Here is a 14,354-nt window from a genome sequence, read left to right on the forward strand (position 1 = left end):
CGAACGTTTCAGGATTTCGCAAAACATTTTCGAAAGCGTCGTTATCGCAATAGATGTCTGCTGCATCGATGTTCGAACGTGCAGCCTGCTGCAAAACGCGAGTGGGTGTGTTCACTTCCAGGCGGCTTGACTCATCCCTCCCCTGACCACGCGAGGTGCAACATGAAAGCTATTGTGTTCCACGGTGTCGGCGACATCCGGCTGGATGACGTTGCCGAGCCCACGCTGCAAGCTCCCAACGACGCGATCATCCGCATAACGGCCTCGGCTATCTGCGGCACCGACCTTCACTTCATTCGTGGCAGTGCGCCGGATATGCAACCCGGCACGATTCTGGGCCATGAAGCCGTCGGTATCGTGGAGGCATTGGGTGATGATGTGCGCAACCTGAGGATCGGCGACCGTGTACTGGTGCCGTCGACTATCGCGTGCGGCAATTGCGCTTACTGCCGCGCCGGTTATTTTGCGCAGTGTGACGTTGCCAACCCCAACGGCAAGACTGCTGGCACATCCTTTTTTGGTGGCCCCAAGGCCACAGGCCCGTTCAATGGGCTGCAAGCGGAAAAGGCCCGAATCCCCTTCGCGAATATCGGCTTGATCAAACTGCCCGACGCCATTACTGACGACCAGGCGATTGCAATGTCGGATATTTTTCCCACCGCCTGGTTCGGCGCCAAAATGGCGGAAATAAAGGACGGTGACACCGTTGCGGTGTTTGGCTGTGGGCCGGTAGGTCTGTTCGCGATCATCAGCGCGAAGCTGCTGGGCGCCGGACGCATCTTTGCCGTCGATGGCCTGGACGACAGGTTGGAACGCGCGCGGGACCTTGGCGCTGAATGCATCAATTTCGAGAAGGAAAACCCCGTTGAGGCGCTGCATCGCCTCACCCATGATATTGGCGTGGACCGCGCGATTGATGCCGTAGGCGTCGACGCCAACCACGCTCACCACGGCCAGGCCTGCGACGGCGCGCAATGGCAACCGGGCGATAAGCCCTCACAAGCCTTGGAATGGGCCGTGCAAGGTTTGGCCAAGGCGGGCACGCTGTCGATAATTGGTGTCTATCCGGCAGGATTCGACCGTTTTCCCATCGGCGCAGCGATGAATAAAAACCTGCGCATGAACATGGGGAACTGCCATCACCGCAAGTACATCCCCAAGCTCATTGAGATGACGCTGGCAGGTCGGGTGGATCCCTCCAAAGTGCTGACACAGCATGAACCCATGGGGGACGCCATCAGCGCTTTTCAGAAGTTTGATCAGCACTTCCCGGGCTGGATCAAAGTCAAGCTGGAAACGGCCGCCAACCAACCTGGCACAACCGGCCTTGGTTGAGCACACCCTAAAGGACAGCCATCATGTTCGATAAGCCGCATTACCTTGTCAGTTTCATCCTCGACAACCAGCCGCAAAGCCGAACGCTTGAACACGACGCTGAACACCTTGATTCCCGGCAGGCAGAAGCCCTGCTCAAACAAACGTTCAGCGAACTCAAGGACGCCCGTTTGAGTGACGTTCAGGTGCAGAAAAGAACGCGACACGAGCAAGGTAACAACATTCCCGGGCACTACCAGCAACCCTGAAGAGGCGCGGCCGCAGCCCAGGTTCTCCGAGGCTGCGAAGCGCTTGCAAACCCGCGACCACAAAAAACAGCCAGCCCCGTGTGTTAAACGGGGCTGGCGTCAGTGCGCTCGACGAGCGCTGCGGCTGTGGCGTTTATTGCTCACCCCGGTTCAGCGGCGCAGCAGACGGTCCAGCACCAGCAGCGCGACCGCACCAATTGCCAGAGCGGCAACCGGCTTCTCTTTAACGAACGTGGAAACGCTGTCAAGTGCATCACCGTAGGTCTGGGTCAGCTGACCCGCCGCCTGACGCCCGGCACCTTCAGCTTGCAGCTTCGAGTCGCCAAACAGCTTGCCGGCAGCGCTCTGAGCCTTGCCAGCGACTTTTTCTACAACACCTTCTACCTGTTCACTTTTCATAATCACAAAACCTTCGCGTGTAGTGGGCAACCCGGGTTTAATCCGGGCTGGCGGATAGCTGCACAGCGTTAGGGCGAATGGAGCAGTGATTAGTTCAAGTTGAAGTGCCGCACCGAGCGCTCCGATGGCAAAGACCGGGCTGATTCAGCCACACCCCAGGGAACTGGAATTTTCCAGTCTCTTCAAACCTGCATGCCTGTATCGTTCACGTTTCTTCCGTTTCAACTAAACAGGCGCGCAGCACGGTACTCACGCTACACTTTTGCGTGCTGAGAAATCGGGCACAGTGACGGGCCAATTTGTTCAGTTCCCCAGGAGCAGCGTTCATGATTCCTCGTATCATCATCGCCGACGATCACCCTGCCATCCTGCACGGTTGCCAGGTCGTACTGCTGAATGACAGCAGCTTCGCCAATATCCAGGCGACCGCCACCAGCGTCCCGGAACTCTTCAGCGCGCTGGAAAGCCACGAGTGCGACGTGCTCATCGTGGACTATTCGATGCCCGGCGCGGACATGGACGGCCTGCACATGCTGGGTGTGCTCAACAGACGCTACCCGAACCTGCCCGTGCTGGTACTGACCGGTGAAGAGAACCTCGGCATTCTGCGGTTGATTCTGGAGGCGAAGGTCCGTGGCATCATTCAAAAAAACAGCGACATTCTCTGTCTGCCCAAGGCGGTGCGCACCGTGCTGCGCCGGGGCATCTACTTGAATGATTCATTGAAAAAAGCGCTGGCTGAATCGCCCCGCAGCACAGCAAAAGAAGCCCAGCTGAGCCCCAGGGAGCTGGAGATCGTAAGACTGCTGGCGTCGGGCAAGTCACCCGAGGACATCGCAGAAATCCTGCATCGCAGCATCAAGACGGTGAGCTGGGGCAAGAACTCGGCCAAGCGCAAACTGGGCATACAGTCCGACGCGCAGCTGTATCAGTATTACGCCTCACTGGCCAAATCCACCGTCGAGCACACGGGGTGATCAACGCCCTGCGCAGGCTGTTATGGCTGACACTGCTGGTGTCGAGCCTGTGCGTGGCATCAACAGAAACAAACGTGGCTTTGGGCAACACTGTGGTGGTCGGTCTGCCCGTACAGACCACCCCTCCCCTGGGCTTCTGGGTGGGCGACAGCCCGGCCGGATTCAGTATCGACTACTTGCGCTACCTGGCAGACCAGTTGAATTTGAAGCTGGAGTTTCGCCAGTTCGCTACCTTCGAACAAGCCACCACAGCCCTGTGCGAAGGGCACATCGACATCGTGCCGGACTTGCAGACCAACGCCACGCGTCAGCGCTGCATGAACTTTTCCAGCCCATATCTGCTCTCCCCGCTGGTATTGGTTGTTCGGCACGGCAGCGCAGCGATTACGTCTGCCGAATTGACGTCACACTCATTCGTCGCCGAGCAAGGCTATACGACTGCCCAATGGCTGAGCCAACGCCTGCCGCCCGCGCAGCTGCACATCTACGCAGACACCCAGTCAGCCCTGAACGCCTTGCAGAAGGGCGAAGGTGACGCCTATCTGGGCGAGCCTTACCAGCTCGAAGCACTGTTCAGCAGCGGTCGCTACAAGTCCCTTGAGGTTCGGCAGCAGGACCTGTACGACAATGCAGGTCTGCACTTCGGCATCAGTACGCTTCGGGCCGACCTGCGCCACGCCCTTGCCGCAGAGATGGCCCGCACGCCGTCGGACTTCCTTAACGACCTGCAGTTGCGCTGGCTGGACAAGCACTCGCTCAAGCAACGCATGCAGCCCTCCTCCCACCTGACTTCCGCGCAGCGCCGATGGGTGGATGACTTGCCGATGCTGCGCTTGAGTTATGAAACCACTTTCCGTCCCATGTCGTTCCTCGACGAACACGGTCGCCCCAATGGGCTGAGCTACAGCTACCTGAAATACCTGGTGAATGCGCTGCGGCTCAAAGTGGTTGAGATCCCCGCGCGAAGCGGCACGGTGGCGTCGTCCGACGAGGCTGACCTGCGTATTCCGGTGGACCCGTCCACCGAACACCTGCCCGGCTGGCGCTACACACAGCCCTTCGTGAGGATTCCGAACGTGTTGGTGACACGCCTCGGAGAACCCGCCAAAACCGCCATCGAAGAACTCAACGGCGCGACCCTGGTCGTGCCGGACACACCGAAGTTCGCGCAACGCCTCCAGCAACGGGTGCCCGACAGCAAGCTGCTGCTGGTGACCGACCCGGCTGATGGCTTTGAGCTGGTGCGCACCGGCAAGGCCGATGGCTACGTGGGTAACCTGATAACAGTCGACCGCTTGCTGGAGAAAGGCTGGTCGGACAGCCTCAAGATTGCCGCGGCGACCGATCTGCCGCTGGAGCTGTCCATCGCGGTGACCGAACGTCACGCTCAATTGGTGGCCCTGCTGGATCAGCTCATCCAGAGCATTCCGATAGAACAGCGCGACCTGTTTGCCCAGCAGTGGCTGCGCAATACCTATGAAGTCGGCGTCTCGCCGCAACGCCTGTGGCGCATCGTCGGCAGCATAGGGTCCGCCGCGCTGCTGATCATTGGCGTATTGCTCTATGCGCACCTGTCCCTCAAAGCCCGCCAGCGCGCCCTCAGGGAAGCGCAACAGCGCTTGTCAGCGCAATTGCGCTTCAGCCGCGAACTGCTTGAATCGTATCCGTACCCGGTCGCCATCAAGGACCGTCATCGCCGTTACCTGATGCTCAATAAAGCCTATGAGCGAACCTTCAACGTTGAAGCGGCCCAGATACTGGGGCGCTGCGTCGACGAAATCAGCTACTACCCCGCGCAGGTGCGCCAGCGCATCTCCAAGATGGTCGAACGGGCGCTGCGTGACGATGAACGCCAACAAGGCGAGCATATTCTGATGGGCGAGGATGGCAGCGATCAGCATTGGCTGTACATCGTTACCCCCTATCGCCTGGACGGCGACGAACCTCAGGGCGTGCTCACCACGTTCATCGACGTCACCAGCATTCGCGCCGCCGAACAGCTGGCTGAACAGGCGGCCGAGGCCAAGGCGGCGTTTCTGGCCACCATGAGCCATGAAATTCGCACCCCCATGAATGGCATTCTCGGTTTGCTCGAACTGATGAGCGACCTGCACCTGCCCACGGACGCGCAGGAAATGCTGGCGATGGTCAATGAATCGACCCGCTCGCTCCTGCAGGTACTTGACGACACCCTGGATTTTTCACGCATCGACTCCGGCATGCTCGTTGTCGCGCCCGAGCCCACCGATCTGCGTCAACTGCTCGACGGCGTGCTGCGCCTGATCGGTCATCAGGCACACAGCAAAGACCTTGAGCTGCACAGTCTGATTGATCATCGCATTGCCGGGTTGCTGGAAGTCGACGGCAGCCGCCTGCGCCAAGTGCTGCTCAACCTGCTCAGCAACGCCACCAAGTTCACCCAAAGCGGGCATGTGCGCCTGGAACTGAGCGTCCAGCACGATGATGGCGAGCAGCACCTGGAGTTTCTGGTCGCGGACACCGGCATCGGCATCAGCCAGGAGCAGCAGGAGCGTCTGTTTCAACCCTTCATGCAGGCCGACAGCTCCATCACCCGGCGCTACGGGGGCTCGGGCCTGGGCCTGATGATCTCGCGTCGACTCGTGCAACTGATGGGCGGTGAGCTGTACCTGCACAGCCGCCTCAATGAAGGCACGCGCATCACCTTCACCCTGAGCCTGCCCGTGGTCGCCGCGCTTGAAAAACCGTTCACCGCGCACTCGGTGAAGCTCGCGTCCGATCTCGCGCCCTACCGGGAAGCCCTGGCAGAGCACCTGCTGGCGCTGGGGCTTCACTTCACGTCGGATCAGCAGGACCTGCTGATCACCGCCGATGAGGCATCTGCCGGCAAGCCCGGGACGCTGCTGATCACCACCGAGGCCCTGCCTGCCGGCTATGCCGTCGGCCCACCGGCCACCCGCCTGAGCGTGAACCCGCTGACCTGGGGCGGCTTGCAGGCAGCCCTTGAGCAACTGCTGCTGGGGCGCAACAGCTGCCGCCGGATTCCGTTGCCCCGTTCCAGCTACCCCAAGGGGCACAAGGTGCTCATCGTGGAAGATCACCCCACCAATCGATTGCTGCTCAAAAGGCAGATGGAGCATCTGCACTGCGCCTTCGACCTGGTGGAAAACGGTCTGCAGGCACTCGAACGCCTGCAAACGCAGCAGTACACGCTGATCCTCACCGACTGCTATATGCCAGAACTGGACGGCTACGCCATGACGCGCCAGGTACGCGACTCAGCGCTCGACGCCGCGACGATCCCCATCATAGGCATGACGGCGAGCATTCACCCGCAGGAGCAGCAGCGCGCCCGAGCGGCCGGCATGGATGAACTCATCCTCAAGCCCATCGTCCTCAGTGCGTTGATTACCCTGTTCGAGCGTTACCTGTGCGCGCCGCCTGAAGACTCGGCAGTCACCAGCATGGGCGATCTGAAGGCCGTGATGTGGGACAGTTTTTGCGCAGAGAGTCGCAAGGACCTGCTGGCCATAGAGGCCGCACTGATCAGTGACGATGCCGAAACCCTCGGCCATTTGCTGCACAAACTCGCCGGAGCGTTGCAACTGGTCGAACTGACCGAACTGTCCCGTCAGGCGCAGCATTTGCACCGTGAGGCGCAGCGTCATTCAATCGTACACACAGCGATACGCGACTTCGTTGACCAACTTCGCGACGCCGGCATCTGACAGCTCGCACATAATCCACGTCTTGCTTGAACTGTCCTCGCTAACAGCAGAACTGGAATATTCCAGGCAAACACCACGTTTGACACTCCTATAATTTCGCCGCGCTTGAAAGAGGGTCGACTTCACCATCGACATTGCCCTTTCGAGCGTCTTTTAATTATTCATAGGAGTATGACCGTGAAACTTTTCAAACTGGGTGCCACGTTATCCATTGCCGGCTTCGCCACCCTCGCGCCCTTTATCGCCCACGCCGCCAGCGACATTAACGTTAAAGGTGTTATTACACCGAGCGCGTGTACGGTAAATATTCCAACTGGCAATGATCTGGACTGGGGCGAGATCCCTTGGGACTCACTGAACAAAACCGACTTCACCACACTCACCGCAAAGCCAGCCACGATCGTTATTAACTGCCCGGAAGGCACAACCACGAAAACCGCCATGTGGATTGTCGATGCGGACCCTTCCAGCGCTTTGGTCGGCAAGAATAGCGCCGGGCGCACCGACCATGGCGATTCGGGCCGTATCTTCGGTATCGGCATCGATCCGGTGACCAAGAACAAGATCGGCAACTTTGTGCTGAAGCCGGTCAGCACCACCGTCGACGGCGTCACCAACACCACCAACTTTGGTTATAACCGCGACGCGGCCAACCATATGTCTACGCCCAGCAGCCGGGCGTTGATGTCCAATTGGGCTTATTACACCGCAGAAGAATGGAGTCCTCTGGACGCCAGTAACAACCCTGCCAGCGGCACTTCGTTCACCTGGAACTTCGAGGTTGAACCGCAAATAAACAAGGCCAGCCAAATCACCGCGACCACGCAAGTTCCATGGAACGGCACGGCACAAGTCAACGTTCGTTACTACTAATTTAGTGTGGGTTCGCAAATGTCCTGCCTGACGGCGGGACATTTTTATTGCCATGAAACTTGTCCACTCCTTACTGCTGATATTTTTCATCTCGATGAACGCTCACGCACAACTCAAATTTGACAACAAGTTGCTCGGCATCAGTGGCATCAGTGACCAGCAAGTTGAGGACGCCCTTCACGACACAGAACTGTATGCTGGCGATAACGCGGTGCATCTCTACGTCAATGATCGCTTCATTGCCAAGACTGTGGTTTATCGCGCGCCCGGAGGACAAGCGGGCTATACGGCCCATGACCTTGAACAGTTCGGTCTGAAAAAAGACGCCTGGGGTAAGCGCATTCAAAACGGCGCTGCAACCTACGTGCTGCTGACTGATCGAATCAACCCCACCTTCAGCCGAAGCGACCGCAGCCTGAAGCTCACGGTACCGCGCGCGCTGCTGGAAAACCCTGACTTCATTCAACGGCAAAAGGGTGGAACCGGCGCCTTCGTCAATTACAACACCTACTATTCGTCGTTTGACTCCGGCGGTTCGAGTAACGACTCACTGAGCGCAACCTATCAACTGGGCGCCAATGCAAACAACGCGTTACTGCGCGCCAACGGCACGTTCAGCAGCTTTACGTCCAGAACCCAGCGCTACAGCAAGAACAACGTCCAGTCGCTTTATCTGGATCGCGATTTCGACATTGGCCGCGTCAAAGCCGGCCGCCTGAACTCGCCCGATGGCGGCTTCGGCGTGGGCTACGTGGATGGCGTGGTCTACAACACCAAGGACTCGCCCTCAGGCATTGGCAGCGTTGCCTTCACCTACGACAGCGATGCGCCGGCGGTGATTGAGTTCTACCAGCGAGACCAGTTGGTCTACACCTTGAACGTCAACCGTGGCCACAACAACCTTGCCGCCATACCGGTGACGTCACTTACGTCGGATGTGGTGGTGGTGATCAAACGCGATGGCCAAGTCATCGATACCCGCCAGATTTCCCGTGCCCGCATCAGCCGCGCTACCACGCAAAGCAGTGGGCTCTACGCATTTGCCGGGCGCTCCAACACCGATACGCCCGCCGTGACAGCAGGCGCGGGTTACTCAAAACGCTACAGCGATGCCGTGAACCCCACTGTCGCGGTCGTCGCCCAACAGCGTTATCAGGGCGTCTCCGTCAGCAACACCCTCACTAAAGGCGGCCTGCAGATGACCACGTATGGCCTGTTATCGAGAAATGAGCGCAATAAATTGGGTGTCAACTTTAACGCCACGCTCAGTTACGGCGGCACCGACCTTACGTACCAGGCAATCAGCCGCAATTTCTCCTATGTCGGCCAGGTTCTTTATGATTACCAGGCCGATATAAAAAGTACCTGGGGCATCACGCACAGTTTTGTGGTGGGCGACAATAATGCGTTCAGCATCATGCTCAATCGGAATGACTTCTACAGCCGCGCCAGTTATTCGACCTGGTCGGCAGGCTATTCCACTAACTTCAAAAGAGCCTCACTCACGCTGAGTGCCGGGTCTATCCTGCAAGCGCCCGGTAATACCCAGCGCGACACAATGACGTTGAATGCCAGCCTGTCGATTCCATTCGACGTGGGCGGCCGCCATGTTTCTTACCGGTCGCAATACAACGCTTACAGTAACACCCAACGCCTGGACAACTATCTGACCACCCGGGTCAATAGCGATTACAGCGTCACGGCAGGCCATGTGCAACGCAGTGTCCAACGCACCGCCACCGCAGAAAACTATATAAGCAACGACTTCAATACACCGTACACCCATGCCGGCCTGACGGTTTCCAAGTCCGAAAGCGAGCGCCGCAGTGCAACGTCAAAGAGCCTGAGCCTGTCGGGTTCAATCGCCGCCAATCGCAAGGGCGTGGTGTTTACACCCGAACAACTCAAAGACACCTACGCCATTGTCGACACTCACCTGAAAGGCTTCGTCAAGGTCAGCAGTCAGCGCAGCTCGGCCAGAACGAACTACAACGGCAAGGTGGTGCTGGCCAATATTTCCGATAACAAGCCTGACTTCGTCAAAGTCAATCCCAAGGGGTTGGACGATGACGTGTACTTCCAAAACAACCAGGTGGACTTTATCAGCGACCGTGGCGCGGTTTCCTATTTCGACTTCGAGCCCACCACTAACAAGAACGTGTTGATGCGCTGGACAAACAAGCCTGAAGCGCTCAGTTCTCGCACGGTGTTTTATGACCAGGACGGCAACTTGATCGCCAACTTTATCGACCAGAACGTGCTGCTGGTTAAACAGGACAATATTAAAAAACTGCAAACGTCAGGGATGTTCGATGCGTCCGACAGCACCTTGACGTGCAAACTTCCCACTCAACTGGAGACCTCCAATGAACAAATTATCGATACAACGTTTGACTGCTCTCGGCAAAAAATGCCTCTGGCTGGCCTGCCTGTCAGCCATGCCCCTGCTGGCTGACGCCCAGGTGCAACCCAGCGCCTCTGCGGTGCTGATTCAAAAAGGACAGAAAGAGGCCACCATCGACCTTAAAAACAACAGTGACGAAGCCGTGCTGCTCTACAGCAAAGTGAGCAAACTGCCGGATGACGACCTCGACGGTGGCGTGTTGTACACCGTGCCGCAAACCGTGGTGGTCGCGCCCGGTAAAAACCAGACCGTGCGCGTGATCTTCCGTAGCAACAAACCCCTCAACAGGGAACACATCGCACGGGTGCTGTTTTCAGGGTTGCCCCCACAGCAGCAAGCCGCAGGCAAGGTGAAATTCGTCATAGGCCAGGATCTGCCCGTGATCATTGGCGTGGATCCCAACGTGTCCGAGGTCGACACCTGGAAGCAAATCAGCTTCAAGCAAACGCAGGGGAAACTCTGTATGAGCAACCCGTCGCGCAAGGTATTTCGTTTTGATCCGACCATGTCGAGCGCGCCGACCAAGGCCGACATTACCTTCAACAAGGCTTACGTGTTACCGGGCGAAACGCTGTGCCAGGCGCTGACATCACCGCTGGCCGCCAACGCCTCGTTGACTTTCAACAGCGTGTCCAGCTTCAACTTCATGCTGCAAACCCATGTCATCCAGTTATCCGACCAGGCATCGAAGCCTTGATTATCAAACTGAACGCGCCGCCTCAAACAGGATCTGCGCCACAAAATCAATCTCCTGCTCAGTGATGATCAGCGGCGGCAGAAAACGCACCGTTGCGCCATGACGTCCGCCCAGCTCCACGATCAAACCGTGCCTGAGGCAGGCCTGCTGGAACGCCTTGGCGCGTACCGCATCGACGGGCGGATGCCCTTGCATGTCGACGACCCCCTGGGGATCGACGATTTCCATGCCCAGCATCAGGCCGCGTCCACGCACATCGCCGATCCAGGAGAATTCGCTCTGCAGTGCCTGCAACTGGTTGCGCAGGTGCGCGCCCACGGTCTCGGCGTGGGCCACCAGGTGATTGTCGCGAATAAAGCGCAAGGTCGCGGTGCCGGCCGCCATGGCCAGCTGGTTGCCACGGAATGTGCCCGCATGGGCGCCGGGCTGCCACACGTCCAGCGAATCGTTGTAGACCATCACCGACAACGGCAAGCCGCCACCGATGGCCTTGGACAAGGTGATCACGTCCGGGGTGATGCCCGACTGTTCGAAGCCGAACATACGGCCGCTGCGCCCGATGCCGCACTGGATTTCGTCGACGATCAAGGGAATGCCGTGGGCGGCAGTCAGGCGTCGCAGCTCCTGTAACCAGCGGTCCGGCGCGGCGATCACCCCGCCCTCCCCCTGGATCGGTTCCAGAATCATCGCGCCCGGCAACGTCACGCCGCTTTCGGGGTCGTTGAGCAGGTGCTCCAGGTAACGCAGGTTGAGGGTGACGCCTTGCTCGCCGGCGACGCCGAACGGGCAACGGTAATCATGGGGGAACGGCAGGCGCTGCACGCCCGGCATCAGGGCGCCGAGGGCATTTTTGGGTGACAGGTTGCCGCTGATGGCCAGCGTCCCCAGGGTCATGCCGTGGTAGGCACCCTCGAACGCCAGCACCGAATGACGCCCAGTGGCGGTGCGGGTCAGTTTGAGCGCGGCTTCCACCGCGTCCGCCCCACTGGGGCCGCAAAACTGGATGCGCGCGTTGCGGGCGAAATCCGTCGGCAGGCAGCCGAAGATTTCCTGCACGAAGGCATCCTTGACCGGTGTCATCAGGTCCAGGGTGTGCATTGGCACGCCGGCGGTCATCAATTGCGTGATCGCTTCAATGATCACCGGGTGGTTGTGGCCCAGCGCCAGAGTGCCGGCGCCGGCCAGACAATCGACAAACACCTGGCCGCGACTGTCCTGTACGTAGATGCCGTGGGCCCGTTCGAGTACCAATGGAATACGCCGTGGGTAGCTGCGCGCATTCGACTCCTGCTGTTGCTGGCGCTCGAGCATCGGCGTCAGATCCAGGCAATAAGGCTGGGACAACCCGGTGTGCGACAGGCGTAGCTGTGCTGCACCGCCCGTGGTGGCATTCGAAACGGCGTTCATGAAGTGCTCCAGGTAGGCTGGGTTTGAAAGCGGAGTGCGCCAGGCAAAACCAGACGCCGGGAACCTGGGTCCCCGGCGTCCGGCGATTTACATGTCGTAACGCAGCACCAGGCCGAACGTGCGGGGGGCGCCCACATCGATGATGTCGCCGATGCGGTTGCTGGTGACGTATTCCTTGCCGAACGCGTTTTTCAGGTAACCGGACACCGCGACGTTCTTGGTGACCTTGTATTCGGTGCTGAAGTTGGTCAGGACATAGTTGTCACTGCGACGCACCTTGCTCACATTGCCGTTGGCGTCGAACTCGAAGTCGGACGGTGCGGTGCTCTGGTAGGTCAGGTCGGTGTTGAGGGTCAGGCGCTCGTTCCAGCGGTAGGTGCCGCCCACCGACATCTTGTATTTGGGCGAGTAGAGGAACGGCTGGCCGCTGCGATCGTTACCGTCACCGGTGTTGAATTCCTTGTACTTGGAATCGGTGATCGCGCCGCCGACGTTCAGGGTGAATTGCTCGCCAAAATCTTTTTCGACGGACACTTCCAAGCCTTTTATGTCGCTGCGACCGGCGTTGTAGACCAGGAAGAAATTACCCGTTGGGTCGAGCACGCTGACCTGCTGGTCTTTCCAGTCGGTGTAGTACAGGTTGGCGCGTGCGCGCAGGCTCTTCTCGAGGAACGACCCGCGGTACGACAGCTCGTAGTTGGTGGTGTATTCCGGATCGTAGGCAACGTGACCGCCACCGGCTCGCACGTTGACACCACCGCCGCGATAGCCTTTCTGCACCATGAACCCGACGTACTGGTCTGGCATGAATTGATAGTCAACGCCGACCTTCGGCAGGAACGCGTTAAACGTCTTTTTCGCCTTGGACGGGCTGGAGAAGTCGTCCTGCTTGATATCGGTATCGTTGGTCTCGTAGTCGTAGCGCAGGCCGGTGATCAGCGTCCAGTCAGGCGCAAAGTCCCAGTTCACTTCACCAAACATCGCCGCGTTGTTGATATCAACATCGCCCTTGGCGGCGCCGCGCTGCACGTTATTGAACAGCAAGCGGTCGTGGAAGCTGTTGGTGGTATGGCCGAAATACACCCCGGCGAAGCTGCGCACCGTGTCGGACTGATAACCCAGACGCAGCTCCTGGCTGAACATGTCGCCGTTCTGCTCGCGCAGGATGACGTTGTTGGCCGTGGCGGTCTGGTCGAAGTCCTTGCGCGCGGTGTAGCCCGAGTGCGTGTAGCTGGTCATGTTGGTCAGCGTCCAGGCATCGTTGAGGCGCCAGTCGATCTTCGCGCTCAGGGTGTCCTGGTTCAGGTTGTCGTAGGCCTTGGTGTTGGACGCGATCTTGTAGTACTGCACCTTGTCGCCGATGCGGGTGATCGAGTTGTCGCCCTGGCGGTGTTCGTTGTGCGCGTAGGTCAACAGCACATCGGTGTCGTCGTTCGGCGTGATCAATAGCTTGCCGCGATAGTTGCTGGTGCGGTGTGGGTTGGCGTCGTCGTTATTGGTGGTGTTGCGGATATAGCCGTCGCCGTCCTGAGTATCGATGGCGATCCGGCCGGCGACCTTGTCGTCGATGATCGAGCCACCGCCGGCCACGGCCACGCCGTGCTCACCGTAGTTGCCGATGTTGGTCTGGGCGGAGAAGGTGGGTTCGAACGTGGGGTTACGTGTGGTGATCACCACCGCACCGGCCAGGGAGTTGCGCCCTTGCGTGGTGGACTGCGGGCCAAGGAGCACTTCGACCTGTTCGGTATCCCACAGGCCAACCGGGCTCAGCGTCAGCGCGCGGTTGGGTTGCTGGGCGCCATCTACATACACCGAAATCGCACCGTTGAGGGTTGCCGGGCCCTGGTCATCGAAACCGGACACCGGCACGCCACGAATACCCCAGTTCTCGTTGCCGGACTGGTTGTACACGCCAGGTGTGCGGGCAAACACATCGATCAGGTTGTGATCGGCCTTGTCACGCAGTTGCTGCTCCGTGATCACGGCCACACTCGACTGGGTCTTATCCAGCGAGCGGTTCATCTTTTCGCCCGTGACGGTGACTGGAGCGATCTCCAGCGCCGCTGGCTGATCATCAGCCCATGCAGTGTTCATCAGGCAGACGGCTGATGCTACCGCCAACGCCAGTGTGTTGATTTTGTAATTCACGCCCCGCTCCCCTACCGCAAATATTCGAATTTTTATACGTTGGCAAACGCTGTTTTTCCCCAGCGAAACGGAGTCTAAGCCAAAAAAAATATTAAAGGAATACTATTGATAATCCCTCTCATTAACACCTAGTATGCCCTTCGTACCGAGATAAACACA

At 58.8% G+C, this 14,354-nt stretch carries 10 protein-coding genes; 7 read left to right on the top strand and 3 right to left on the bottom strand.

Going from position 1 to position 14,354, the window contains the following annotated elements:
• The first annotated feature begins 162 nt into the window (after positions 1 to 162).
• Positions 163 to 1,335, top strand: a complete 1,173-nt coding sequence (locus TU75_RS00355) for a zinc-dependent alcohol dehydrogenase (RefSeq protein WP_003230639.1) — start codon at positions 163 to 165, stop codon at positions 1,333 to 1,335.
• A gap of 23 nt (positions 1,336 to 1,358) precedes the next feature.
• Positions 1,359 to 1,583: a hypothetical protein gene (locus tag TU75_RS00360; RefSeq protein ID WP_003230636.1), complete on the top strand. Its 225-nt coding sequence runs from the start codon at positions 1,359 to 1,361 to the stop codon at positions 1,581 to 1,583.
• Positions 1,584 to 1,733: 150 nt separating this feature from the next.
• Here TU75_RS00360 and TU75_RS00365 read toward each other — a convergent pair whose 3' ends face one another.
• Positions 1,734 to 1,982, bottom strand: coding sequence for a CsbD family protein (locus TU75_RS00365; protein ID WP_003230634.1), 249 nt, complete (start codon positions 1,980 to 1,982; stop codon positions 1,734 to 1,736).
• A gap of 326 nt (positions 1,983 to 2,308) precedes the next feature.
• Here TU75_RS00365 and TU75_RS00370 point away from each other — a divergent pair, with 326 nt between their 5' ends.
• The 5 genes from TU75_RS00370 (at position 2,309) to TU75_RS00390 (ending at position 10,640) form a co-directional block, all read left to right on the top strand.
• Positions 2,309 to 2,959 (top strand): response regulator, encoded by a 651-nt coding sequence (locus TU75_RS00370; protein WP_060547886.1) that lies wholly within the window; start codon positions 2,309 to 2,311, stop codon positions 2,957 to 2,959.
• Positions 2,956 to 6,666, top strand: a complete 3,711-nt coding sequence (locus tag TU75_RS00375) for an ATP-binding protein (protein ID WP_060547887.1) — start codon at positions 2,956 to 2,958, stop codon at positions 6,664 to 6,666. The genes TU75_RS00370 and TU75_RS00375 overlap by 4 nt, the downstream gene beginning before the upstream one ends.
• A 177-nt stretch (positions 6,667 to 6,843) precedes the next feature.
• A complete protein-coding gene (locus TU75_RS00380; protein ID WP_169794336.1) occupies positions 6,844 to 7,539 on the top strand; it encodes a DUF1120 domain-containing protein in 696 nt (231 codons plus the stop codon).
• Positions 7,540 to 7,591: 52 nt separating this feature from the next.
• Positions 7,592 to 9,994, top strand: a complete 2,403-nt coding sequence (locus TU75_RS00385; protein WP_060547888.1) for a fimbria/pilus outer membrane usher protein — start codon at positions 7,592 to 7,594, stop codon at positions 9,992 to 9,994.
• A complete protein-coding gene (locus TU75_RS00390; protein WP_231981962.1) occupies positions 9,978 to 10,640 on the top strand; it encodes a fimbria/pilus periplasmic chaperone in 663 nt (220 codons plus the stop codon). Before TU75_RS00385 ends, TU75_RS00390 begins: the two co-directional genes overlap by 17 nt.
• A 3-nt stretch (positions 10,641 to 10,643) precedes the next feature.
• On the opposite strand, the gene TU75_RS00395 is transcribed toward TU75_RS00390, so the two are convergent.
• Complete coding sequence (locus tag TU75_RS00395; RefSeq protein WP_082630252.1) at positions 10,644 to 12,047, bottom strand: diaminobutyrate--2-oxoglutarate transaminase; 1,404 nt, start codon at positions 12,045 to 12,047, stop codon at positions 10,644 to 10,646.
• A gap of 87 nt (positions 12,048 to 12,134) precedes the next feature.
• Positions 12,135 to 14,195: a TonB-dependent receptor gene (locus TU75_RS00400; RefSeq protein WP_015372153.1), complete on the bottom strand. Its 2,061-nt coding sequence runs from the start codon at positions 14,193 to 14,195 to the stop codon at positions 12,135 to 12,137.
• Positions 14,196 to 14,354 lie beyond the last annotated feature (159 nt).

This window comes from Pseudomonas poae (assembly GCF_001439785.1).
GTDB classification, from domain to species: domain Bacteria; phylum Pseudomonadota; class Gammaproteobacteria; order Pseudomonadales; family Pseudomonadaceae; genus Aquipseudomonas; species Aquipseudomonas poae.

Coding starts and splice junctions, on each gene's coding strand:
- TU75_RS00355 (WP_003230639.1), top strand. CDS start 163: ATGAAAGCTATTGTGTTCCACGGTGTCGGCGACATCCGGCTGGATGAC.
- TU75_RS00360 (WP_003230636.1), top strand. CDS start 1,359: ATGTTCGATAAGCCGCATTACCTTGTCAGTTTCATCCTCGACAACCAG.
- TU75_RS00365 (WP_003230634.1), bottom strand. CDS start 1,982: ATGAAAAGTGAACAGGTAGAAGGTGTTGTAGAAAAAGTCGCTGGCAAG.
- TU75_RS00370 (WP_060547886.1), top strand. CDS start 2,309: ATGATTCCTCGTATCATCATCGCCGACGATCACCCTGCCATCCTGCAC.
- TU75_RS00385 (WP_060547888.1), top strand. CDS start 7,592: ATGAAACTTGTCCACTCCTTACTGCTGATATTTTTCATCTCGATGAAC.
- TU75_RS00390 (WP_231981962.1), top strand. CDS start 9,978: ATGCCCCTGCTGGCTGACGCCCAGGTGCAACCCAGCGCCTCTGCGGTG.
- TU75_RS00395 (WP_082630252.1), bottom strand. CDS start 12,047: ATGAACGCCGTTTCGAATGCCACCACGGGCGGTGCAGCACAGCTACGC.